The 24,395-nt window shown below is 72.0% G+C and carries 18 protein-coding genes; 11 read left to right on the top strand and 7 right to left on the bottom strand.

Annotation, left to right across the window (positions count from 1 at the left end):
* Positions 1-27 precede the first annotated feature (27 nt).
* Positions 28-792, bottom strand: coding sequence for a cobalt-precorrin-6A reductase (locus tag ACQEWB_RS37520; protein ID WP_432839143.1), 765 nt, complete (start codon positions 790-792; stop codon positions 28-30).
* A gap of 18 nt (positions 793-810) precedes the next feature.
* On the opposite strand from ACQEWB_RS37520, the gene ACQEWB_RS37515 reads away from it, so the two are divergent.
* Complete coding sequence (locus ACQEWB_RS37515; protein WP_432839141.1) at positions 811-1,950, top strand: cobalt-precorrin-5B (C(1))-methyltransferase; 1,140 nt, start codon at positions 811-813, stop codon at positions 1,948-1,950.
* 33 nt (positions 1,951-1,983) lie between these two features.
* On the opposite strand, the gene ACQEWB_RS37510 is transcribed toward ACQEWB_RS37515, so the two are convergent.
* From ACQEWB_RS37510 to cbiE, 3 genes are all read right to left on the bottom strand, one after another.
* A complete protein-coding gene (locus ACQEWB_RS37510) occupies positions 1,984-2,328 on the bottom strand; it encodes a GNAT family N-acetyltransferase (protein ID WP_432839139.1) in 345 nt (114 codons plus the stop codon).
* 61 nt (positions 2,329-2,389) lie between these two features.
* Positions 2,390-3,139 carry a precorrin-4 C(11)-methyltransferase gene (gene cobM, locus ACQEWB_RS37505; RefSeq protein WP_432839137.1) on the bottom strand — a complete coding sequence of 250 codons (750 nt, stop codon included), beginning with the start codon at positions 3,137-3,139 and terminating at the stop codon, positions 2,390-2,392.
* Positions 3,136-4,404, bottom strand: a complete 1,269-nt coding sequence (gene cbiE / locus ACQEWB_RS37500) for a precorrin-6y C5,15-methyltransferase (decarboxylating) subunit CbiE (RefSeq protein WP_432839135.1) — start codon at positions 4,402-4,404, stop codon at positions 3,136-3,138. The genes cobM and cbiE overlap by 4 nt, the downstream gene beginning before the upstream one ends.
* A 141-nt stretch (positions 4,405-4,545) precedes the next feature.
* On the opposite strand from cbiE, the gene tsaD reads away from it, so the two are divergent.
* The 4 genes from tsaD (at position 4,546) to ACQEWB_RS37480 (ending at position 7,400) form a co-directional block, all read left to right on the top strand.
* Positions 4,546-5,598: a tRNA (adenosine(37)-N6)-threonylcarbamoyltransferase complex transferase subunit TsaD gene (tsaD, locus tag ACQEWB_RS37495; RefSeq protein WP_432839133.1), complete on the top strand. Its 1,053-nt coding sequence runs from the start codon at positions 4,546-4,548 to the stop codon at positions 5,596-5,598.
* On the top strand, positions 5,598-6,164 hold the full coding sequence (locus ACQEWB_RS37490; RefSeq protein WP_432839131.1) for an N-acetyltransferase family protein: 567 nt from the start codon (positions 5,598-5,600) through the stop codon (positions 6,162-6,164). Before tsaD ends, ACQEWB_RS37490 begins: the two co-directional genes overlap by 1 nt.
* A 100-nt stretch (positions 6,165-6,264) precedes the next feature.
* A complete protein-coding gene (locus ACQEWB_RS37485) occupies positions 6,265-6,606 on the top strand; it encodes an antibiotic biosynthesis monooxygenase family protein (RefSeq protein WP_432839129.1) in 342 nt (113 codons plus the stop codon).
* The gene (locus ACQEWB_RS37480; protein ID WP_432839127.1) at positions 6,603-7,400 is read left to right on the top strand and encodes a MucR family transcriptional regulator; all 798 of its coding nucleotides are present in this window, start codon (positions 6,603-6,605) and stop codon (positions 7,398-7,400) included. Before ACQEWB_RS37485 ends, ACQEWB_RS37480 begins: the two co-directional genes overlap by 4 nt.
* A 10-nt stretch (positions 7,401-7,410) precedes the next feature.
* Here the strand turns inward: ACQEWB_RS37480 and ACQEWB_RS37475 are convergent, their stop codons facing one another.
* Both ACQEWB_RS37475 and ACQEWB_RS37470 read right to left on the bottom strand, forming a co-directional pair.
* A complete protein-coding gene (locus ACQEWB_RS37475; RefSeq protein ID WP_432839125.1) occupies positions 7,411-8,073 on the bottom strand; it encodes a class F sortase in 663 nt (220 codons plus the stop codon).
* On the bottom strand, positions 8,070-8,900 hold the full coding sequence (locus tag ACQEWB_RS37470; RefSeq protein WP_432839123.1) for a hypothetical protein: 831 nt from the start codon (positions 8,898-8,900) through the stop codon (positions 8,070-8,072). Before ACQEWB_RS37470 ends, ACQEWB_RS37475 begins: the two co-directional genes overlap by 4 nt.
* A 177-nt stretch (positions 8,901-9,077) precedes the next feature.
* Here ACQEWB_RS37470 and ACQEWB_RS37465 point away from each other — a divergent pair, with 177 nt between their 5' ends.
* The 5 genes from ACQEWB_RS37465 to ACQEWB_RS37445 all read left to right on the top strand — a co-directional run bounded on the left by ACQEWB_RS37465 (position 9,078) and on the right by ACQEWB_RS37445 (position 18,987).
* The gene (locus ACQEWB_RS37465; protein ID WP_432839121.1) at positions 9,078-9,812 is read left to right on the top strand and encodes a GntR family transcriptional regulator; all 735 of its coding nucleotides are present in this window, start codon (positions 9,078-9,080) and stop codon (positions 9,810-9,812) included.
* Positions 9,813-9,931: 119 nt separating this feature from the next.
* A complete protein-coding gene (locus tag ACQEWB_RS37460; protein ID WP_432839119.1) occupies positions 9,932-11,578 on the top strand; it encodes a purine-cytosine permease family protein in 1,647 nt (548 codons plus the stop codon).
* A gap of 59 nt (positions 11,579-11,637) precedes the next feature.
* Complete coding sequence (gene uca / locus ACQEWB_RS37455; protein ID WP_432839117.1) at positions 11,638-15,213, top strand: urea carboxylase; 3,576 nt, start codon at positions 11,638-11,640, stop codon at positions 15,211-15,213.
* Positions 15,210-16,904, top strand: a complete 1,695-nt coding sequence (atzF, locus tag ACQEWB_RS37450; RefSeq protein WP_432839115.1) for an allophanate hydrolase — start codon at positions 15,210-15,212, stop codon at positions 16,902-16,904. The genes uca and atzF overlap by 4 nt, the downstream gene beginning before the upstream one ends.
* Before the next feature lie 562 nt (positions 16,905-17,466).
* Positions 17,467-18,987 (top strand): nickel/cobalt transporter, encoded by a 1,521-nt coding sequence (locus ACQEWB_RS37445; protein WP_432839113.1) that lies wholly within the window; start codon positions 17,467-17,469, stop codon positions 18,985-18,987.
* 344 nt (positions 18,988-19,331) lie between these two features.
* Here ACQEWB_RS37445 and ACQEWB_RS37440 read toward each other — a convergent pair whose 3' ends face one another.
* Positions 19,332-20,315 carry a hypothetical protein gene (locus tag ACQEWB_RS37440; protein WP_432839111.1) on the bottom strand — a complete coding sequence of 328 codons (984 nt, stop codon included), beginning with the start codon at positions 20,313-20,315 and terminating at the stop codon, positions 19,332-19,334.
* A gap of 598 nt (positions 20,316-20,913) precedes the next feature.
* Between ACQEWB_RS37440 and ACQEWB_RS37435 the strand changes: the two genes are divergently transcribed.
* The gene (locus tag ACQEWB_RS37435) at positions 20,914-24,276 is read left to right on the top strand and encodes a BTAD domain-containing putative transcriptional regulator (protein WP_432839109.1); all 3,363 of its coding nucleotides are present in this window, start codon (positions 20,914-20,916) and stop codon (positions 24,274-24,276) included.
* The last annotated feature ends 119 nt before the right edge of the window (positions 24,277-24,395 follow it).

Below are 24,395 nucleotides of genomic sequence, written 5' to 3'. Positions count from 1 at the left end.
TGGTTGCGGTAAAGCCCGCGTCAGGATTCAGTCAGGGAGACGAAAAGTGTGCAGGTCGAGGCGTTCGTGGAGCCAGCGGGCCGCCTCCTCCGGTTCGGGCACGACCGGTACGCCCTCGGGAACCGGGGGCCGCCGGACCACGATCACGGGCACTCCGGCCTCCCGTGCAGCGGTCAGTTTCGGCGCCGTGGCGGCTCCGCCGCTGTCCTTCGTCACGACGACGTCGATGCGATGGCCGCGCAGGAGTTCGCGTTCGCCGTCGAGGGTGAAGGGGCCGCGGTCGAGCAGGGTCTGCATGCGGGGCGGGTGCGGCGGCTCCGGCGCGTCCACGGAGCGGACCAGGAACCACGGGTCGGTGAGGTCCGCGAAGGCGGCGAGGCCCGTCCGGCCGGTGGTGAGGAAGATCCGGCGCCCGAGCCCGGGCAACAGCCGTGCCGCCGCCTCCAGCGAGCCGGCCTCGTGCCAGCGGTCGCCCTCGACGGGGACCCAGCCGGGGCGGCGCAGCGCCAGCAGGGGAACATGGACCGCGGCAGCCGCCTGCGCGGCATGGAAACTGATCGTGCCTGCGAAGGGGTGGGTTGCGTCGATCAGGGCGTCGACCGCGTGCTCGCGCAGCCACTGGGCGAGTCCTCCGGGCCCGCCGAACCCGCCGACCCGGACCTCGCCCGGTGGCAGCCGCGGACTTGCGACCCGTCCGGCGAGGGAGCTGGTCGCGCGCAGTCCCGGCGTGCCGTGCAGCAGCTCGGCGAGGCGGCGGGCCTCCGTGGTGCCGCCGAGGATCAGTACGTGCATGGGAGTCCGAGTCCGTTCATGAGCAGCAGTGAAGAGCGAGGTTCCGGCGAGGCGAAGGGGGGTCGCGGCGCCCAACTCAAGCACACCGGTCTACGCCCCGGCTGGACCACCGGCGCCTGCGCGACGGCGGCCACCACGGCCGCGTACACCGCGCTGCTGACCGGCGAGTTTCCCGACCCGGTGACGATCACGCTGCCCAAGGGGCAGACACCGTCGTTCGCGCTGGCGGCCGAGAAACTTGCCGGTGGGGCGGCGATGGCCGGGGTGGTGAAGGACGCGGGCGACGACCCGGACGTCACACACGGGGCGCTGATCCGGGCGACGGTACGGCAGCTGTCCGCCGGGGCCGGAGTCGTCTTCAAGGCGGGTCCGGGCGTGGGCACGATCACCCGCCCCGGTCTGCCGCTGCCCGTCGGCGAGCCGGCCGTCAACCCGGTTCCGCGCCAGATGATGCGCGACCACGTCGCCGAGGTCGCCGCCCGGTACGGCGGCACCGGCGATGTCGAGATCGCCGTCTCCGTCGACCACGGCGAGGAGATCGCCCGCTCCACCTGGAACCCACGGCTCGGCATCCTCGGCGGTCTGTCCATCCTCGGCACCACCGGGATCGTCGTCCCGTACTCCTGCTCGGCCTGGATCGACTCCATTCGGCGCGGTGTGGACGTGGCGCGGGCGGCCGGGCGCACGCATGTCGCCGGGTGCACGGGGTCGACGTCGGAGAGGACGGTCGTCGCCGAGTACGGCCTGCCCGAGGACGCCCTGCTCGACATGGGCGACTTCGCGGGCGCGGTGCTGAAGTACGTCCGCCGTCACCCCGTGGACCGCCTGACGATCTGCGGCGGCTTCGCCAAGTTGTCGAAGCTGGCTGCCGGACACCTGGACCTGCACTCGGCCCGCTCCCAGGTCGACAAGGGCTTCCTCGCCGAACTGGCCCGACGCGGCGGCGCGCACGACTCCCTGGCCGCCGAGGTGGCCACCGCCAACACGGGCCTCGCCGCCCTGCAGCTGTGCATGGCCGCCGGGGTGCCGCTCGGCGACCTGGTCGCCACGGAGGCCCGCGACGAGGCGCTCGCCGTACTGCGGGGCGCACCGGTCGCGGTGGACATGATCTGCATCGACCGGGCGGGGGCGGTGGTGGGGCGCAGCGCCGTGGCCTGACGAACGGGAACGGGAACGGGAGGGGCATGGACGTCACGCCGGGCCCATCGTCCCCACCCGTTCGGCGCCCATGCGGGCGTAGAACCCCTCGGCCGGCGGGTTGGACACCACGCGCACCTCGGCCAGGCCGGCCTCGCGGGCCTGACCGAGCATGTGGCTGATCAGCAGTCGCCCGACGCCGGCGCCCTGAAGGTCGTCCGCGACGAACGCCAGGTCCAGCTCAGGAGGTTGGAGGACCAGGGAGTAGAAGCCCAGCAAGCGCTCGGACGCGTCCTGGGCGAGGTAGACGGGGTGGCGAGCGATGTACTCCGCATCCACCCGGTATCCGTCGATGATCGAGGCGTGCTCACGCTGACAGGCGCCGGATGCGTGAATCATGGTGGTGAGTCGCTCCGCGTCCCGTGCGACAGCGCGACTGATCTCCACGGACGGCGGCTGTTCAGCAGACATGCCGTTCCCGCTCCGGCGAGTACAGGTGGCTGTCCCGGAACTGCTCCGCGCCCAGCGTCCGCCCCACCATGATCACAGCCGTGCGCAGGACCCCGGCCTCCTTCACCTTCCCGGCGATCTCGTCGAGTGTGCCCCGAATGATCAGCTCGTCGGGGCGGGAGGCGTAGGCGACGACGGCGGCCGGGCAGTCGGCGCCGTAGTGCGGGAGCAGTTCGCCGACCACACGGTCCACGTACTTGGCGGCCAGGTGCAGCACGATCAGCGCGCCGCTCCGCCCGAGCGTGGCCAGGTCCTCACCCTCCGGCATGGCGGTGGCGCGGTTCGCGACGCGGGTGAGGATGACGGTCTGGCCGACGGTCGGCACGGTCAACTCCCGCTTCAGGGAAGCCGCCGCGGCGGCGAACGCCGGTACGCCCGGGACGACCTCGTACGGCACACCGGCCGCGTCCAGCCTCCGCATCTGCTCGGCGACCGCACTGAACACGGACGGGTCCCCGGAGTGCAGCCGGGCCACGTCGTGCCCCTCCTCGTGCGCGCGGATCAACTCGGCTGTGATCTCGTCGAGGTTGAGCTGCGCGGTGTCCACCAGCCGCGCGTCCGGCGGGCATTCGGCGAGCAGCTCGCGCGGAACCAGGCTGCCCGCGTACAGACAGACCTGGCAGGCGGCGAGCGTGCGGGCGCCGCGGACCGTGATCAGGTCGGCGGCGCCGGGGCCGGCGCCGATGAAGTACACGGTCATCTGTCCACTCCTGGAAGGGGGTTGAGGGTCGTCCGCGGTTTCTGTACGGCCCACTGGGTCACCGGCATCGCCTGTCGCCACCCGGTGAAGCCGCCCACGGGCACGGCGTGCGCCACGGCCAGCTTCACCAGCTCGCCACCGTGAAGACGGTAGGCGTCGGCGAGCAGCGCCTCGGACTCCAGCGTCACCGTGTTGGCGACCAGCCGTCCGCCCACGGGCAGGGCCTGCCAGCAGGCGTCGAGGAGACCAGGGGCCGTGAGCCCGCCGCCGACGAACACGGCGTCGGGCGGGGGGAGTTCGGCGATGGCCGCGGGTGCGGCACCGATGACGACCCGCAGGCCGGGGACGCCGAGGCGTTCGGCGTTGCGTGTGATGCGTTCTGCTCGTACCGGGTCGCGCTCGACGGTGACCGCGCGGCACGAGGCGTGGGTGCGCATCCACTCGATCGCGATCGAGCCGGAGCCGCCGCCGATGTCCCACAGCAGCTCGCCGGGCGCGGGCGCGAGCGCGCCGAGCGTGGCGGCCCGGACGTGCCGCTTGGTGAGCTGTCCGTCGTGCTCGTACGCCGCGTCCGGCAGGCCCGGGACGGCGCCCAGACGCAGGGCGTCGGGTGCTCGGCGGCACTCGACGGCGACGAGGTTGAGCGGGTCGCCGGGCGGGTGCCGCCAGTCGTCGGTCGCGGCTTCGCGGGTCGTACGTTCCCTGCCGCCGCCGAGCTGCTCCAGGACCCGCATCCGGCTCGGCCCGAAACCCCGGTCCCGCAGCAGGGCGGCGACCTCGCCGGGCGTACCGGCGTCCGCACTGAGCACGAGGAGCCGTCGGCCGTCGTGCAGCGCGGCGGCCAGGCGAGCCGTCGGACGGCCGACGAGCGAGACGACCTCGACGTCCTCCAACGGCCAGCCGAGACGAGCGGCGGCGTACGAGACGGAGGACGGATGCGGCAGGACCCGCAGGGCGCCGTCCTCCTCGGCGAGGGCGCGTCCGATGCCGTAGAACATCGGGTCCCCGCTGGCCAGGACGGCGATCCGGCGGCCGGCGTGCTCGGCGAGCAGGCCGGGGACGGCGGGGCGCAGTGGCGAGGGCCAGGTGATCCGCTCCCCGGTGCACTCCGGTGGCAGCAGGCCCAGTTGGCGCCGGCCGCCGATCAGGACCTCGGCCTCGCGCAGCGCCGCACGGGAGGCATCGGGCAGTCCAGCCCAGCCGTCGGCACCGACCCCGACCACGGTCACAGCTGCGGCGTCCGGTGCCGGACGTGCGGGATTCACTGCTCGGTTCCTCAGGGCTCGGGGGCAACGGGGGCGCACTCTACAGGGCGGTGACCAGCACACCCTTGTTCAGGTACACATCACCCCCGCCTTTATTGCACACTACTCGCAACAACTTATGAAGTGCAGGAGGGTGGGCACATGGGCTCTCGGATCGTGCTGGGCATCGAGTCGTCCTGCGACGAGACCGGCGCGGGGCTGGTCCGCGACGGGCGGCTGCTCGGTCACGCGCTGGCGTCGAGCATGGACGAGCACGCCCGCTACGGCGGGGTGGTGCCGGAGATCGCCTCCCGGGCACACCTGCACGCACTCCGTCCGGTGGTCCGGCAGGCGCTGGACGAGGCGAGGCTGCGGCTGTCGGACGTCGGCGCGGTCGCGGTGACCACCGGCCCGGGTCTGTCGGGCGCCCTCCAGGTGGGGCTGGCCGGGGCGAAGGGGATCGCGTACGCGCTCGACGTCCCGCTGTACGGCGTCCACCACCTCGCCGGTCACGTCGCCGCCGACGCCCTGGAGCACGGGCCGCTGCCCGATCCCTGCCTGGTGCTGATCGTCTCCGGCGGCCACACCTCGCTCCTCCTCGTCCGTGACCTGGTCCGCGATCCGATCCTCCACCTCGGCGACACCCTCGACGACGCCGCCGGGGAGTGCTTCGACAAGGTCGCGCGGGTCTTCGGGCTGCCGTATCCCGGCGGTCCGGCCATCGACCGGGCGGCGCGTGAGGGGGACCCGGGCGCTGTCGCCTTCCCCCGGCCGCTGCCGGGCTCGTACGACTTCTCCTTCTCGGGGCTGAAGACGGCCGCGGCGCGCTGGGCGGAGGGGCACGCGGGCCGTGAGCTGCCGGTGGCCGACGGCGCGGCCTCGCTGCAGGAAGCGGTCGCCGACGTGTTGACCCGGAAGGCGGTGGCCGCCTGCCGAGAGCACGGCGTCGGCACGCTCGTCGTGGTCGGCGGGGTGGCCGCGAACTCACGGGTGCGGTCGCTGGCCGAGGAGCGCTGCCGGGCCGCCGGGATCGAACTGCGCGTACCTCCGCTGAAGTTGTGCACGGACAACGGCGCGATGATCGCGGCCGTCGGTGACCTGCTCGTCCGCGCCGGGGCCGGGCCCGCGCCCCTGGACGTGTCGATCGATCCGTCGGCGCCGCTGGAGTACGCGGCGCTGCACCCCCTCTCGGCGGGCGGGGTGGTGGCGGCCTGATGGAGATCCGGATCTTCAACGATGAGGGGTTGCTGGCCCACGTTCCCGCCCTGCACTCCGTGTACCTGGACGCCTTCTGCGTTCCGCCGTGGAACGAGGACGAGGAGAAGGCGGTCGAGTTCGTGGGACGCCTGCCGGTGAACGTTCGGCGCCCCGGTTTCACCGCCGCGGTCGCCTTCGCCGATGACGAGGTCGTCGGATTCGCCACTGCCTGGACCACCCTCGCCCCCTTCCCGACGGACCGCTGCTATCCGCAGGCAGCCGCGGGACTGGGTGCCGAGCGGACCGTGAACTGGCTGTGCGGGGCCCGAGAGGTCGACGAGCTGGCCGTGCGCCCCGGCAACCGGGGCACCGGCCTCGCCGGTGACCTGCTCTCGGCGATCACGCTGGACGCCCCCGAGGGCCGCTCCTGGCTGCTGACCTCCGTCCGGTCGCCCCTGGCGATGTCCTTCTACCGGCGCGAGGGCTGGACACAGGCGACCTACCCCTCCCCGGACGGCCAGGGCATAGCCGTCTTCCTCGGCCCCGGCCACCCGGCCAGAACCCTCGCCCCCGAGCCCCTGTGAAGGCCCACACCCTCTGCCTCGCCGACGCGATCGCGTCCGATCGGGGGAATGAGGGCCCTCGCCCTCTCCCCACACCCGCAGTAAGGGGAGAGAGAGGATTATGACTGTTACCGCACGGATCGACAGCACCCGCACGGTCGCGACGCTCATCAACGTCTTCACCGTCTCCCCCGACCGCCAGAGCGAACTCATCGAGCTCCTCGCGCGCGCCACCGAGGAGACGATGAAGCACCAACCCGGTTTCATCTGCGCCAACTTCCACGCCTCCCAGGACGGCGAGCGCGTCGTCAACTACGCCCAGTGGGAGTCCGAGGAGCACTACCGCACGATGCTCGCCAACCCCGCGGCCCGCATCCACATGGACCAGGCGGCGACCATCGCGACCGACGTGCAGCCGCGACTGTTCCGGGTGCAGTCGACGCACGGCAGGGCCGCGCCGTGACCGGTGCGCGCAGGGGCGAGGGCGACCGAGCGAGCCGGCATCCCGACTTCGGTCGCCTGATCCGCGACGAGACCGCGGACACCGTCATCTGCCATGTGTGCGGAAGGGCCTTCCGCTCGCTCGGCGCCCATGTGCGCGTGCACGACATGACTGCGGCGGAGTACCGACGGGAGTTCGGGCTGCTGCGCGCGCGGGCGTTGAGTGCGCGGTCCCTGGCCCGGCAGCGGTCCCGCGCCCGCCGTGCCGCGTACCTGGCCTCGGAGGAGACTCAGGCGTGGTTCGCGGCGGGACGGGAGATGGCCCGTTCCGGTGAGTTGAACCGCAGACGCTGGAACGGCGCCACCGGGCAGGCGGAGACGGACGAGCAACGGCAGGTCCGACGGGAGAGCCTCGCCGCCGGCCGCCGCGCCCAGGCCCGGGACGCGGACGGCCGGCTGACTGCCGCGCTGCGGGCCGGGGGCTTCGCCGACCTCGGACAGGCGCTGCGGACCGTGTACGTCGACCGGCAGAACAGCGTCGAGGACACGGCACGCGTCCTCGACGTCGGGAAGGGCCGGCTGCGGCGGCTGCTCGCCGAGCACGGCATCGCGATCCGCCCGTCCGGCCAGAACTCCGAGACCGGGCGGCACGCACGCGTGGAGCTCAACAACCGGGCCGCCGCCGAGCGCGTCGGCGCCCGGGACATCACGGTGTGGCTGCGCGAGCGGGCCGCCGAGGGCGCCACCCTGCGGGAACTGGCGGCGGCCACCGGCCGCAGCATCCCCTGGGTGGCGGCCCGGATCGGCCCGCGCTGAGCCGCCGCCTCTACGCGACGGCCGTCATGGTCGCGAACACCACCACGTTGTTGGGGTAGTAGTGGCGGTCCGCGTCGAAGTCTCCGCCGCAGGTGATCAGTCGCAGTCCCGCGTAGTCGAGGTTCTTGTACACCTCCAGGGTGGGGAACTCCGCCTTCGAGTACTCCTCGACCCGGTCCACCGTGAAGGTGACCTTCTTCCCGTCCTCGCGCACCACGTCGACCGTGTCCCCGGCCTGCATCGTCTTCAGCTTCTTGAAGACCGCGTTCGCACCGTTCCAGGTGACGTGACCGGCGATCACCGCGGGGCCCTGGGAACCGGGGGTCGGGCCGGGCTCGTACCAGCCCGCCAGATCCGGGTCCTTCGGGGTCGTCATCGCGCCCTCCGCGTTCTGGCGCAGCGTCTCCAGGGTGCTCGACACACCGATGGAGGGAATGGTGACCCGCTGCGGCACCGACCGGTCCAGGGCGGCGACCGTCTGCCCCGTCGAGCCGACCGCCGGTGTCCCGCTGCCCGCCGTGGCCACGGGCACGTTCTGCCCCGGGGTGGTCTGCGCGGCCGAACCGTCCTGCCCCCCGCAGGCTGTGAGCAGCAGAACAGCGGCGGCGCCGACGGCCACGGCGGCGGAGGCACGCCGGACCCCGGCCCGTGTGCGCACGGCCGCGCGGCTCACGCAGCCTCCCCGGTCTTCACCGCCACGGGCACGGACGCGGACGCCGCACGCCGCCGTACGACGAACAACGCGCCGACCGCGAGCACCGAAGCGGCACCGGCCGCGCCGATCATCACTCCCGGCGACACGGACGACTCGGCGGCGGCCCCGCTGCCGGTCTCGATCCCGCCGACCGGGACGGATCCAACGGCGGCGCCCTTGACCTCACCGCAGTTGGTTGGCGCGGTCGCCTCCTGGGGGAGTTTCGGGTCGAGTTCGCTCTTGCCGGCGCCCTCGAAGTCGTACTTGCCGTTGTCGTTGCGGTCGATGCCGTGCTGCACGACGTGCAGGTCCTTGAGGTGGTCGATCACGTCCTGGGAGACCGGGATGGTCCGCTTGTAGGAGATCTTGCCTTCCTTGTCGGCGACCGGCATCCGGTCCACCGCCAGACCGCTGGTCGCCGCGTCGGTGTCGCCCGAGACGGTCAACGCGATGTTGATGTCGCCGTAGTGAACCGTGGCCTCGGTGTTGTTGAGGATCCCGTCGCCGTTGGTGTCGGCACTGTCGTCCGGGCACTGGAAGTCGTGGCCCTCGGTCGAGCCGTGCAGGTGCTGGGCCGAGGGCTGGCCGGGCACCATGCCCTCGGACTTGATCCACACGGTCAGCTCGGTGCCGCGCGCACTCAGCAGCACAGTCCCCCTGGATCCGGAGTCGTTCAGCTGCTGCAGGTCGATCTGGTAGGCCGGGGTGTCCTCCGCCGCGAACACCGGTGCCGAGCCGACCGCGGTGAGCAGGGCGGCGGCCGGAAGAGCGGCGAGTAAGGCGAGACGGCCGGTTTGCTTGGGCATCGCGTTCATTGCCTTTCCTATTGCGACTGATATGCAGTTACTTACTGAACGCAGTAAGGCCCATGGGTGTTCAAAGCCGCCGGAAGGATCCGCCCGCGACGGAGTGAGATCCCGGAAACGAGCCGTTCACGGGACGAGATCCTTCCGGGAAACAAGCGGTTTCTAGCGTGTCCGCTCATGGATTCGAAGCTGTATACGCACCCGGACACCGCTCCGGATGCGGTCGCGCCGCCCGCTCCCTCGCTGCGTGAGGCGGTCTACGGGAAGCTGCGCTCGGCCGTGCTCGACGGCGAGTTCGGCCCCCGCGAGCGGTTGGCAGAGATGCGGCTGGCGGCCCGGTTCGGGGTGTCACGGACCCCGGTGCGCGAGGCGCTGGCGCGGCTGGCGTCCGACGGGCTGATCGAGCGGGGTGACGGCGGTTTCTTCGTCACGATCCCCAACCTCACCCAGCTCAAGGACTTCTACGAGCTTCGGATCACCCTCGAACTGCGCGGCATCGCCCGCGCGATCGAGGACACCTCCGTCCGCCACGACCAGGCAGTCCTAGCGGCGGAGTTGGACCGGTGGTACGCCATGCGCGAGCAGCCGCCCGCCCCGGACCCGCGCTTCGTCGTCCAGGACGAACGCTTCCACGCCGAACTCTCCCGTGCCTCCGGCAACCCCGCCCTCACGGACGCCCTGGTGACGGTCAGCGAGCGCATCCGCCGGGTGCGGATGTACGACTTCCTCACCGAGGACCGTGTCGAGACGACCATCGCCGAGCACATCGAGATCATGGAGTTCGTCCGCGACGGACGCCTCGACGAGGGCTACCGCGCCCTGCACGCCCACGTCGGCGACTCGATGGCCGTGGTCCTCGAACGCGCCCAGCGCGCCATGACCCAGATGGCCCTGCACGCCGACCGCCTCTGAAATCCCGGGAGTTGTCCTCCCGCCCCCTGAACACCCCGGCTGCCGAGGACGCCAACCGGGGGTGCCCCACCGCTCTCCCCACCCGCACCCAGCGCCACCGCACCCCCGAAGGACCGCCCATGAGCACCACCCAGTCACCGGATACAGCCGCACCGGCTTCCCCCACCAGTCAGGCGACGAAGGAGACCCTGGAGGACTACACCCTCCGCTTCGCGCCCCGTACCTACCGCCGCTGGACCCCGATGGTCGTGGCCACCACAGCACTCGGCGGCATCGCCTACATGGCCGACTTCTCCATCGGCGCCGGCATCGGCCTGGCCCACGGCACCGGCAACGCGCTCGTGGCGATCGCCGTCGCCGCGGTCGTCATCTTCGTCACCGGCTTCCCGCTGGCGTACTACGGTGCCCGCTACAACATCGACCTCGACCTGATCACCCGCGGCTCCGGCTTCGGCTACTACGGCTCGGTGCTCACCAGCGTCATCTTCGCCAGCTTCACCTTCATCTTCTTCGCCCTCGAAGGCTCGATCATGGCCCAGGGGCTGAAGCTGGGCCTCGGACTGCCGCTGTGGCTCGGCTACCTGGTCTCCACCTTCATGGTGATCCCCCTGGTGATCTACGGCATGAAGGCGCTCAGCAAGCTCCAGGTGTGGACCACACCGGTCTGGCTGATCCTGATGGTCGCCCCGCTGGTCTACCTGATCTCCAAGGACCCCGGCACGGTTGACCGCTTCCTCGCCTACGCCGGCACGGACGGCGACGGCGGCGTCAACACCGCCTCCGTCCTCCTCGGCGCGGGCGTGTGCCTCTCGCTCATCGCGCAGATCGGCGAGCAGATCGACTACCTGCGGTTCATGCCGCCCAAGACCGAGGCCAACAAGCGCACTTGGTGGACCGCCGTGATGATGGCCGGCCCCGGCTGGGTGGTGCTCGGCGCGCTGAAGCAGGTCATCGGTGTCTTCCTCGCCGTCTACATCCTCGCCAAGGTCGGCCCCTCCGTCGCGCCCGAGCCGATCCAGCAGTTCCGCGGCGCCTTCGACGCGATGATGCCGTCCTGGATGGTCATCCCGCTCGCGGTGGCGCTCGTGGTCATCAGCCAGATCAAGATCAACGTGACCAACGCCTACTCGGGCTCCCTGGCCTGGACGAACTCCTTCACCCGCGTCACCAGGCACTACCCCGGCCGCATGGTCTTCGTCCTGGTCAACCTCGGCTTCGCGCTCGCACTGATGGAAGCCGACATGTTCAGCTTCCTCAACAACATCCTGGGCTTCTACTCGAACTGCGCGATCGCCTGGATCGTCACCGTCGCCACCGACATCGGCATCAACAAGTACCTGCTGAAGCTCTCCCCGCTCCAGCCCGAGTTCCGCCGCGGCATGCTCTACGCGGTCAACCCGGTCGGCGTCGTGGCCTTCGTCGCCGCGTCCGGCCTGTCCATCGCCATGTACTTCCACGCCCTTGGCGACACCCTGCAGCCGTACTCCCCCGTCGCCGCCGCCGTCATCGCCTTCGTCCTCACCCCGCTGATGGCGATCGTCACCAAGGGCCGGTACTACCTGCGCCGCGCCGACGACGGCATCGACGAGCCGATCCTCGACACGGACGGCAACCCCAGCGCGGTCACCCTGGACTGCCACGTCTGCCACCAGCCCTACGAGCGGCCGGACCTGGCGGCCTGTGCCACCCATGACGCGATGGTCTGCTCGCTGTGCCTGAGCACGGACAAGGTCGGCGACCACGTACTGCCGGCGCAGGCTGCCTGACCCTCACGGCCGGGCGGCGGCCTGGCCGCCCGGCCTCTTCCGCCAGAGGAGTTGCCGCAGTGTTCGACACCCTGCTCGTCGCCAACCGCGGAGAGATCGCCTGCCGCATCATCCGCAGCGCGCGGGCACTCGGCCTGCGGACCGTGGCGGTGTACTCCGACGCCGACCGTACGGCGCCCCACGTCCGGATGGCCGACGAGGCCGTACGACTGGGCCCGGCGCCCGCCGCCGAGAGCTACCTGTGCGCCGACCTGGTCCTTGAAGCCGCGCGGGCCACCGGCGCGGGAGCGGTCCATCCCGGTTACGGCTTCCTCTCCGAGAACACGGCTTTCGCCACCGCCGTCGAGGAGGCCGGCCTGGTCTTCGTCGGGCCCACGCCGGCCCAGTTGGACGTCTTCGGCGCCAAGCACACCGCACGGGCGGCGGCACTCGCGGCGGGTGTGCCCCTGCTCCCCGGCAGCGGCCTGCTCGCCGACGAGGCGGAGGCGCTGAGCGCGGCATCCACGACCGGTTACCCGGTGATGCTGAAGGCGACCGGCGGCGGAGGCGGCATCGGCATGCAGGCATGCGCCGGACCCGACGAACTGCGGGAGGCGTTCGCCCGGGTGACCCGGCTGGCCCGGGGCAGCTTCGGCGACGGCGGGGTCTTCCTGGAGCGGTACGTCGAACGCGCCCGCCATGTCGAAGTGCAGGTCTTCGGCGACGGAGCGGGCGGGATCGCCGTGCTCGGTGACCGGGACTGCTCCCTCCAGCGCCGTAACCAGAAGGTGGTCGAGGAGGCTCCGGCGCCCGGCCTGCCCGCCCGCGTACGCGCCGAACTGCACACGGCCGCACGGGAGTTGTGCGCCTCGGTGGACTACCGCTCTGCCGGCACGGTCGAGTTCGTGTACGACCCGGTGCGCGAGGAGGCGTACTTCCTGGAGGTCAACACCCGCCTCCAGGTGGAACATCCGGTCAGCGAGGAGATCCACGGCATCGACCTGGTCGCCTGGATGCTGCGGCTTGCCCGCGGTGAGACCGGCTTCCTGCAGGAGCCGCCGTCACGGGGGCACGCGGTGGAGGCCCGCATCTACGCCGAGGACCCCGCCCTCGGCCACCGGCCCAGCTCCGGCCTGCTCACCCGGGTCCGCTTCCCCGAGGGCGTCCGCGTGGACGGGTGGGCGGAGACCGGGCAGGAGGTCTCGACGGCGTACGACCCGATGCTCGCCAAGGTGATCGCGACCGGCCGCGACCGTGCGGAGGCGTTCGCGAAGCTGGCCCAGGCCCTGGACGCGACGTCCGTGGACGGCGTGGAGACCAACGTCGGCCTGCTGCGCGCCGCTTGCCGTACGCCGGAGGTCCTCGCCGCCCGGCACACCACCGCCACCCTCGCCGGCGTCACCGACCCGCGCCCCCGTATCGACGTCGTGCGCGGCGGTGCCCAGACCACTGTGCAGGACTGGCCGGGCCGCACCGGTTACTGGGAGGTCGGCATCCCGCCCGGCGGTCCGATGGACGACCTCTCCTTCCGGATCGGCAACACCGTCGTCGGCAACCCCGAGGGCGCACCCGGCCTGGAATGCACTCTGGACGGCCCGGCCCTGCGGTTCTCGCACCCGGCGGTCGTCTGCGTCACCGGCGCGCCCGCCGAGGTCACCGTCGACGGCCGCCCGGTCGCCCAATGGGAGCCACTGGAGCTGGCGGCGGGCCAGGTGCTCGACGTGGGCCTGCCACAAGGCCCCGGCATGCGGACGTACGTCCTGGTCCGCGGCGGACTCGACCTGCCCGCGTATCTGGGCAGCACGGCCACCTTCACGCTCGGCTGCTTCGGCGGGCACGCGGGCCGCGCCCTGCGTACCGGAGACGTCCTGCGCCCCGCCGCACCCGCGGCCGACGCCCCGGAACCGGCCCCCGTGTCCCAGCGCCCGCACTTCACCACCCACTGGCGCATCGCGGTGGGTGAAGGCCCGCACCCCGCACCGGACTTCCTCACCCGCGACGGCATCAGGACCGTCTACGAGACCGACTGGAAGGTCTCGGCCCAGTCCGCCCGCACCGGCGTACGCCTCATCGGCCCGCGCCCCGCATGGGCCCGCCCCGACGGCGGCGAGGCCGGACTGCACCCCTCCAACGTCCACGACACCGCGTACTCCGTCGGCGCGGTCAACTTCACGGGCGACACCCCCGCGATCCTCGGCCCCGACGGGCCCAGCCTCGGCGGCTTCGCCTGCCCCGTGACCATCGTCCGGGCCGACCGCTGGAAGACCGGCCAGCTGCGCCCCGGCGACACCGTGCGCTTCGTCCCCGTCGGCGAGGCGACCGCCGACACCCTGCGCCGCGCGCCCGCCCTGATCACCCTCCCCACGAACGCCGACCCGGACGGCGACGACGGCGTCCTCGCCCGCCGCCCCGCCACCGGCACCACCCCGGAAGTCACCTACCGGCGCGGTGCCGAGGACAACATCCTCGTCGAGTACGGCCCGATGACCCTCGACCTGGCCCTGCGCATGCGCGTCCACGCGCTCGCCCAACACCTGCACGCCCTGCGGCCTTCGGGGCTGGTCGACATCACACCGGGCGTCCGCTCGCTGCACCTGCACACCGACCCCGACACCCTCCCCCTGCGCACCCTCCTGGGCCTGCTCCAAGAGGCCGAGGAGCACCTGCCCGCCTCCGCCGAACTCACCGTGCCCAGCAGGGAAGTCCACCTCCCCCTGTCCTGGGACGACCCCACCGTCGACGAGGCCATAGCCCGCTACACCGCCTCCGTACGCGACGACGCGCCCTGGAACCCCTCCAACATCGAGTTCATCCGCCGGATCAACGGCCTGGACAGCGTGGAGGAGGTACGCCGTACGGTCTTCGACGCCCAGTACCTCGTCCTCGGCCTCGGCGACGTCTACCTGGGCGCACCCGCCGCCACCCCCCTCGACCCCCGCCACCGCCTGGTCACCACCAAGTACAACCCCGCCCGCACCTGGACCGCCGAGGGCGGCGTCGGCATCGGCGGCGCCTACCTCTGCGTCTACGGCATGGAGAGCCCCGGCGGCTACCAGCTCATCGGCCGCACCGTCCCCGTCTGGGGCGGTCTGCGCCCGCCCCGCTCCTTCGCCGACGGCACGCCGTGGCTGCTGCGCTTCTTCGACCGGATCGTCTGGCACCCGGTGAGCACCGAGGAACTCCTCGACGTCCGGGCCGACTTGGCCGCGGAGCGCACCGCCCTGGACATCCGGCCCGGCGCCTTCTCCCTCGCCGAGCACGAGAGCTTCCTGCGCGAGAACGCCGCCAGCATCACCGCTTTCCGCACGCGCCAGGCCGCCGCCTTCGCGTCCGAACGCCGGGCGTGGGAGGCGGCGGGCGAGTTCGCACCACGCCAGGCACCCGAGCCACGCCCCGCCGACACCGCCGGACTCGCCCTCCCGCCGGGCGGCAGCCTGATCGAGGCGCCGCTGAGTTCCACGGTCTGGAAGATCGAGGCAGAACCGGGCACCCGCGTCGAACCCGGTCGGCCGCTCCTCGTCCTGGAGGCCATGAAGATGGAGGTCGTGGTCCGCGCCCCCGCGCACGGCGTCGTCACCGACGTCCTCGTCAGCACCGGACAGCAGATCGACGCCGGCGCCCCGCTGGCCGTCGTCGTACGAGAGGAAGCAGCGTGACCCAGAGCTGTGTCGAGCGCGTCACCGCCGCGTACCGGCGCATGGCCGAGACCGACCGCCCGGAGATCTGGATCACTCTGCGCGCCGAGGCGGACGTACTGGAGGAGGCACGGGCGCTCGACCGTCAGGACACCGAACTGCCGTTGGCGGGCGTGCTGGTGGCGGTCAAGGACAACATCGACGTCGCGGGCCTGCCCACCACCGCGGCCTGCCCCGCGTACGCCTACACACCGGACGTCTCCGCACCGGCCGTGCAACGCCTGGTCGACGCGGGCGCGTTGGTGCTCGGCAAGACGAACATGGACCAGTTCGCCACCGGCCTGGTCGGCACCCGCAGCCCGCACGGCCCGGTCCGCAACGCACTCCGCCCCGAGAAGATCTCCGGCGGCTCCAGCTCCGGCTCCGCGGTCGCCGTCGCCGTGGACATCGCGGACATCGCCCTCGGCACCGACACGGCGGGCTCCGGACGGGTCCCCGCCGCCCTCAACGGCATCGTCGGCATCAAGCCCACGCTGGGACTGGTGCCGACGACAGGCGTGATCCCGGCGGCCCGCTCGTACGACGCGGTGACGGTGTTCGCCCGCACCCTGACAGAAGCTCAGCAGGCACTCGCCGTCATGGTCGGCCCCCACGAGGACGACCCTCTCAGCCGCACATGGCCGGACGACGTACGCCTTGCCGCCCCCGAGCACCCCCGCGTCGCGATCCCGAGGAACGAGGACCTCGCACCGCTCTCCGCCAAGGCACGCGCCGCGTTCGCCGACGCCGTCAAACGCCTTGAGGCAGCGGGCGCCGACACCACCGTCATCGACGTCTCACCCCTGCTCCAGGCGGCACGGCTGCTCTACGACGGCGCGCTGGTCGCCGAACGCCACGCCGCGGTAGGCGAGTTCATCGCCCACGACCCGTCCGCCGCCGACCCGACCGTGGCCAGCATCATCCTCGCCGCGGCCGAACTGCCCGCCCACGCACTCGCCGCCGACCAGGAACGCCTCGACCGGTACAAGACCCTCGCCCGCCGCATCCTCTCCGGCCACGACGCCCTGCTGCTGCCGACCACCACCGAGCACCCCGACATCGCCGCCGTCCAGGCCGACCCCGTCACCATCAACTCCCGCCTGGGCACCTACACCAACTTCGTCAACCTCCTCGACCTGGCCGCCGTCGCCGTGGCGGCCGGCGAGGCCGACGGCAGCCCTTTCGGCGTCAGCGTCATTACACGAGCCTTCGAAGACCAACCGGCTGTCGACATCGCGGCCCTGCTCACGGGCGAACAGGCAGGAACTCCCTTGCCCGGCAACGGAGTCGACCTCGCCGTCTTCGGCGCGCACCTGCGGGGACAGCCCCTCAACCACCAGCTCGCGGACGCCGGCGCGCGCTACGCGGGCGAGGTCACCACGGCCGCCGCCTACCGCCTCGCCGCTCTCGACACGACTCCGAGGAAGCCTGGACTCGTCCGCGTAGGCCCGGACGCCGGCGCCGAGATCACGGGTGAACGCTGGACCCTCTCCCCCACCGCCCTCGGCCGTTTCCTCGCCGCCCTTCCCGCACCCATGTCCCTGGGCCGGATCGAACTCGCCGACGGCACCTGGGTCCTCGGCTTCCAGTGCAACCCTCATTCCGCGAGCACCGGCACCGACATCTCCCGTTATGGCCGCTGGACCTCGTACTTGACCGATGGCCACCTCTGAATCCTTCGACGCTCATACGGAGAGCCGCGCGGTCGCACCAAGCCGGCCAACCGCCTTCAAGTCACGGATCAGCCACTCATGGGCGAGTGCGGTGGCCGGGCGAGATGAACCCGTGGACAGCTCGCGATCTTCGTCGTACGGCTGATGGAAGTTCGTCGTGGCATCGACCGAGCCGCCGGGAAACGGAACGGCAGGGCCGAACCTCACTCCAGATGGGTCATCACCTCGGCGGCTCGCGCCTGGGTCCCCGTGCGGCAGGCAATGAGATCGGGCAGCCCACCGCAGGAAGCCGATCCCTGTCAGTAGGCAAGGACGCCTGTGGGCTTCCCACGAATCGCTCCAGTTCCTTTGTCAACGTGATTGCCGACAGCTTTCATGCTCTCCAGAGCGGACAAGCGATGCCACGGCCGGTTCGCCCTCAGAGCAGGGCAGCGTGACCGGCACGGCTGTCCATCCCCTGGCAGGAGGCCACGTGTTGTCGTACCGCTACGCCCCGGAGCCCGCTCCCGCTCCGTCCTCCAGCGGGTTCGGCAACAACCGACAACGCCTCAAGGAGCACTCCGTGAGCCTCCGACACCGCCTGGTCCGTTGGACGGCAGCGCTCCTGCTGGCCGCCGCCGGCTCAAGCCTTGCGGCCGCCCCGGCCTGGGCCCACCCCAACAACGAGGTCGCCCAACAGGCGAACCTCAGAGTCGACGGCACGCACCTCGACATCCAGATCCTCATCACCCCGGGCGTGCTGGTGGCCCCCGCCTTCGCCAAGGCCCTCGACACCGACGGCGACCGGACACTGAGCACGGCCGAGAAGACAGCGCACGCCGAACGGGTGAGCGCGGCACTCGCCGTGCGGGCCGGCGGGCGGAAGATCCCCCTGACGCTCAACACGACGTCATACCCGCACTACGCGCTCCTGGCCGCCAGCGGCGGCTCCGTCCTGTTCGACCTCACAGCCGACCTGCCGTCCGGCAGCGGGAACTTCACCTTCACCAACGCCTACGACCCGCCGGGAACGAAACTGACGACGGTACAGACGATGGTCATGACCGCCGACAACCGGCAGATCGACTCGGCGAACGTCAAACGCGCCGACAACGACCGCACCGTCACCGTCACCGGCGCCAGCGCCAGCGCGACGAACAAAACTCCGCAGAGCACCGCGGCCGGCACATCGGCCTGGGGCAGCAGCGCCATGCTCGACGCCCTGCGCACCCCCATGACCTCCCCCTGGGCCCTGCTGGCCCTGGTGGGCACCTGCGCTCTCCTCGGCGCCCTCCATGCCCTGACCCCCGGTCACGGCAAGGCCCTGCTCGCCTCCTACCTGGTCGGCGCCCACAGCACACCCCGGCAGGCGGTCATCCTGGGCGCCGTCATCACCATCACCCACACGGCATCCGTGATCGCCTTCGGTACGGCGGTGCTCTTCGCGGGACAGTTCGTCATGCCGGAAGTGCTGGTGCCGGCACTCCAGGCCGCCAGCGGGGCCGCGATCCTGTTCCTCGGCGCGCGGTTGCTACACCGCAGGTGGCTGCAGCAGCCGGCCGCCAACAGCCAAGGGCATGACCACCATCACGACGAGGGCCACCACCACAGTGACGCCCCCGCACTTGCCCACGCCCACACCCACGCGCTCAGTCACGGTGCCACCGACGACCATGGCGACAGCCACAGCCATCAGGATCACGGCGCCGACCACAGCCACAGCCACCATGACCATGGTCACAGCCACGGCGGGCATCACCACCATCACCCGACTGTCATGCCCACCACTTTCCGCGGCATCGCCGCCATGGGCGTGTCCGGGGGGATCATCCCCTGCCCCGAGGCCCTGGCTGTCCTGCTGCTGGCCATCGGCCTGAACCGCACCGCACTGGGCCTGACCATGATCGTCGCGTTCAGCATTGGCCTGGCCGGCGTCCTGGTCGGCCTGGGCCTGATCCTGGTGAGCGCCCGAACCAGCCTGACAGGACTCCGCCAACGGGGCTCCGGACGGCTGACGCACTGGCTACCCGTGGCCTCCGCCATCGTCGTGACCACCCTCGGCCTCATCATCACGCTCGAAGGAGTCAGCGGGCTCGCCAGCTAACTCCGTCCCCGGCCTGGGCACACCCCCATGCCCCGGCCTCGGACACACACCGACGGCGGGCGGGAGCCACCCAGGCGGCGTGGGAAAACCAGGTAAGCAGGAAAAGACCACCGGTCGGCCCTCACCGCCTCATCGAGGCCGGAGACCGTGCCAGGCGTCGGGGACAGGGACTGCGGAGGCCCGGCTGGTGAGAATCAGCGGATGCCGCGGGGACAGCGCGGACTCGGAGACATACAGTGGCCGAGGCGTCACTCCCGCGGCGGGGGCGGCAGCCGCAGGGCATCCCGTATGCCGAAGGTGGGGCCCCGTTACCGCCCAGACCGTCGCAACAGCCCAGAAGGCGTTCACCCGTTCAGATACGGCTTGAGCTCCTCCGGTGTCGGCTCACAAGTGTCCGGCATCCTGGGCAGCAGGGTCAAAGGGTCCGTCGTCCGTACATAGTCGCGCGCCCATGCCAGCCAGCGCCGGGCGGAATCCAGAGCCGATTCGTCCGCGCCACCGCCCAGTTCACCAAGGCGACGTTCCATGGCGTCGCAGTACTGCCTCAGCACAGCGGCCTCCCGCCATCGTCCGGCTTCCTCCCGAAGCACCTCGGCCAGTTGATCCTGCACTGCTTGCTTCCTGGCCTCCTCCAAGGCCGCCTGCCAACGGATCTGGCGTTCCGCCTTGGCCCGCTCCTCACCTGCCCGACGCTGGGCGTTGCGCACCGCCCGCACCTCGATCTCCCCGAGGATCACGCCCAGGAAGTCCTCCAACGTCCCGCTCTTCCGATCGCGCCAGCGGCCGGGACGACTGGTATGGCCGTGATCAAGCTCTACGACGAGGCGTGCGGCACGCTCCGGGTTGGTGGACTGCGGGAACTCCCGCTTGACGGTGACGCTGCAGGCGAAGCCCTCGACGACCACGCTCACCCCGCCCTCTCTCGGCGAGTAGTACGTCCGGCACTCCTGTACGCCGTACCCCCGCCGCTCCGCCTCGGCTGCCAGCGCCTGCAGGAGCAGAAGTGCCCGGTGCCGAAGCGCAGGAGGCATCACGAGCTGCTCCTCCGCGTCTCTGAGCGCGGCCACGGCCGGATGAAGAGAAGTCAGCCGCGTCGGAACCGGAACCACCGAGGCGTCGCCCGCCGGCTTCCGGCTCCGCGAGTTGGGATGTGGTCCCTCTGCGAGGTACAGCTCCCACCCGCCTGCCCCGAGGCGGACCTTCCCGATCCGTTTGCCGGGAGGTTCCAGTCCGTGCCGCTTCGCATAGTCGATGACCTTCCGCCATTCATCGACCTGGTCTTCATCGGCGAGACGGACACGCCCCTCGGTTAGCAGCCGCTCGACCAACTCGTTCGCCTTGGCTCGTCGCGCACGAGCGACGGGCCGTTCAGCGTGGGACGCGGAGCTACGCCCGCGCCCAGCAGGTCCGGCGGATGCCGCCTGGTCGCCCCCTTCAGCCGACATCGGCTCCTCAGGGCGATGACCGTGTCGAAGGTAGTGGCGACCGTCCTCGGTAACCTCCACGAGCGTCTCCCCACCGCCCCGATCGATCCTCAACAACCCTCGATCACGCAATGCATAAGCCGACCGCCACTCCCCCGGCGCCCAGGCTGCGGGATGTTCCTCACCGGCCGCGAGCCGCTCAAGCAGTGCGCGTTGCCGTTCATTCGGGCCAGACCGTCGATCCACGATCACCAGCCCACAGCGCACCCGTATGCCCTGTACAGAGCCGAAAGAGTGGCTCCTGGCCGTGGGAGTTCTCTGGGACTTTCCTGGGACTTCCGGCCGCATCAGCCAGCACCAGCGTGAAACAACCGAAAGGGAATTTACGCAGGTCAACGACCTACGACAGCAAGACCCCGCAGGTCACGGCGTCGGCTGGTCTCTTCCGGGACATCTGACAAGCGGGAACGAGCGGCGCTGCGTGCCGGGCACTATGGGGCGTATGGAGCACGCAGACGGAGAGGGGCCCAGACCGGGCCCCCGGGGACCGGACCCGCACGGGGCCGCCGGGCTGCGGGTCGGTGTCCTCGGCGAGTTGGCCGTGACGTGCGACGGACGGGCCCTGAACCTCGGTGGGCCCCGGCCGCGTGCCCTGTTCGCGCTGCTGGTGCTGGCACGGGGCGCCGTGGTCACCTGCGACCGGCTGATCGACGTCGTGTGGGGCGAGGAGCCGCCGCCCAGCGCGGTCGGTGCTCTGCAGGCGTATGTCTCGCGGCTGCGGCGGGAACTGGAACCGGCCCGGACGGCCGGTACCCGCAGCAGTGTCCTCGTGCGGGAGGGCGCCGGTTACGCGATCCGCCTCGACCCGGACGAGGTCGACGCCTGGCGGTTCGAGGCGCTGCTCGGGCAGGCCGCCCGGTCCGTGGCGTCCGCGCCGGAGAAGGTCGCCCTGCTCACCGAGGCACTCGCCCTCTGGCGGGGCCCGGCCTTCGCCGGGTTCACGGACGGACCCTGGGCCCGGGCCGAGGCGGCGCGTCTGGCGGAACTGCGTGAGGTGGTACGGGAACGGCTCCTGACGGCGCGCCTGGAGCGGGGGGAGCACGGCGAGGCTCTGCTCGACGAGGTCGAGGCCCTCGTCGCCGAACAGCCCCTGCGCGAGGAGCGCTGGTCCCTGCTGGCCCTTGCCCACTACCGAGCCCACGGCCAGGCCGAGGCCCTCTCCGTACTGCGTCGCGCCCGGCGTACGCTCGCCGACCGGCTGGGCATAGATCCAGGTCCCGCTCTGCGTGGCGTCGAGGCCGAGATCCTTTCCCATGCGCCGCGCCTCGCCGTGCCCCCACCACCGCCCGCGTCGGTGTCCACGCGCGCGTTCGGCCGACTCGTCGAGCGGGAACACGAGTTGGCCGACCTGCGGGACTGCCTTTCGGAGGCGGTCGCGGGCCGCGGCGGGCTGGTGTGCGTTCAGGGCCCTGCCGGGATCGGCCGGAGCGCACTGCTGGCGGAAGCCGGGCGGCTGGGCAGGGAGTGGGGCGTACGGGTACGGGGCGCCGACGGCGGCCCGGGTGATCCCTACGACGTCGTACGCCGGTTGCTGGGCCCGGAGCTCGCCGAGCGGGGCGGCACGCTGCCGGCCGGGGCGACGCCGGTGTCCGATGCGCAGGCCGTCGACGGGCCGGACGGCTTCGACGTGCTGCACGGGCTCTACCGGCTCACCGAGCGGCTGGTCACCGACGACGACCCGTCGCGGCGGCCCCTGCTCCTCCTCGTGGACGACCTTCAGGACTGCGACACGGCATCCCTGCGCTTCCTCGCCCATCTGCTGCCGCGCGTCCAGACACTGCCGGTCCTCGTCGTCACCACCCTGCGCACCGGGGAACTCCCCGCCCTGCCGGAGAGCGAACAGGTGCTGGCCGACATCACGCTGGACCCGGCGGTGGTGCATCTCCGGCCCCAGCCGCTCAGCGCGTCAGGAGTCGCCCGCCTCGTGCGCCGGCGGCTCGGCGCCCCGGTGCGCGAGGAGGTCGTCCGGGCCTGTCACCGGGTCTCGCTGGGGCTGCCGCTGCTGCTGACACACGTGCTCGGGATGCTGGAGACGGCGGAGAAGGTGACGGACCCGCGCGTTGTGGAGGAGTCCGGCGTGCTTGCCGTCTCCGACCTGCTGCTCGGCCGGCTGGAGCGGCTGCCGCCCGCCGCCACGGACGTCGTACGGGCGATCGCGGTCCTCGACGACGGGGCCTCGCTGCCGGCGGTGGCCGCCTTCACGGAACTGTCCGAGCAGGACGTGGCCGCGGCGACGGCGGTCCTGGTGCGGGCCGAAGTGGTCCGTGACCGCTACCCGTTGGAGTTCGTCCATCCCCTGGCCGGCGAGGCCGTGCTGCGGACCGTGTCGCAGCGCGAGCGTCCGGCCCTGCACGAAAGGGCGGCTCGGCTCCTCGACCGGGCCGGGGCGGCTCCGGAGCGAACCGCCGCACATCTGCTGCTGGTTCCCTACCGGGGCGACCCGTGGGTGATCGGCGTCCTGCGCACCGCCGCGGCCCGCGCGAGTGCCGGCGGCGCCAACGACGCGGCCGCCACCCTGCTCACCCGGGCGCTGCTCGAACCGCCCGCGCCGGACGTCCGGCCCGAGGTGCTCCTGGAACTGGGCCGGGCCGAAGCGCTGGTCGACGGGCCGGCGGCGGCCCGGCATCTGCGGGAGGCGTACGAGACGTCTCCGTCGGCCGCGGGCGCCGCGCGCCTGCTCGCGCAGACGCTGATCTATACCGGCAGGCCCGGCGAGGCGGCCGAGTTCGCGGCCCGGGCGGCGGCGGAGCTGCCCATCGGGCAGGCCGCCGCGGACGGTACCGACCGCATGGTCGACGAGCGGCAGGGGCTGCTGGCTCTGGCGCGGCTCGGCGCCTTCGCGCACGGGCTCTACACCCTGGGTGCGAGCGGCACGGAAGTCCCGGCGCCGCCTCCCCTCGGAGACGGGCCCGGTGCCCGCATGCTCGCTGCCGAGGCGGCGCGGGAGGCCGCCGTACGGGGGCTCGACCGGGGCGGAGCGATCGCCGCCGCCCGCTTCGCACTCACGGAACGGGTGCTCCTGCACGGCGGCGAGGTCCTCTCGTGGTGCACGGCGGGCGTGGTGCTGCACCTGGCCGGGGAGGACGTCAGGCGGCTGTGGGACGAGACGCTGACGTACGCCGGGCAGCGGGGGTCGCTGATCGGGACGCTCTCGGCGCAGCTGTGGAAGGGGTTCACGCTGTGGCGGCACGGCGAGTTGGATCAGGCCCGCCGCTCACTCGAAACCGCGCTCGAACAGTTCGGCGCGTGGGGGGTCACGCCCGGCGCCCCGCAGTGCCGGGCCTTCCTGACGGGCGTGCTGCTGGACCTCGGGGACCTCGCCGGAGCGCGCGCCTGTCTGGAGCGGATGCGGCAGCGGAGCGCGGGGGGCGAGGGGGCGCGACTGCGTGGGGAGAGCGAGGCTCGCGTGCTGATCGCCGAGGGCCGGTACGCGCAGGCGCTGGCCGTGCTGGACGGAGTACAGCATCTCCAGCCCGAGGTGGTGAACCCGGTGTGGTGGGACGGGGAACTGCTGCGGGTGCGGGCACTGACCGGGCTGGGGGCGCGGGACCGGGCCGAACGGCTGGCACGGGAGCAGCTGTCGATGGCTCGCGGGTGGGGTGCGCCCGGCACCGTCGGCCGGGTGCTGCGGCTGCTCGGTGAGGCGCGCGGGACCGCCGGCGCAGCCGAACTCCGGGAGGCGCTCGCCCTGACGGCCGATGGCCCGGCCCGTCTGGAGCACGCCCGTGCCCAGCAGTCCCTTCAGGCCGTGACCTGCGGTGATTCCGTCGAGGACGGCGTCGTACGCCGATTCCCCCCTGTGTGACCGGCGTACGACAGGCCGTCGGGAAGAGAATCCGGCGCCCCCCTTGCGATCGGCTTGCAAGCGGTTCGCAAGCTCGTTGGTGCATCGTCCATGTCCCAGACGAAGCAGACGCCTCACGA

It is taken from the genome of Streptomyces sp. CA-249302, from assembly GCF_050936785.1.
In the GTDB taxonomy this organism is placed as follows: Bacteria; Actinomycetota; Actinomycetes; order Streptomycetales; family Streptomycetaceae; genus Streptomyces.
The sequence above is the reverse complement of the archived record's forward strand: the minus strand, read 5'-3'. Positions and strand labels throughout refer to the sequence as shown.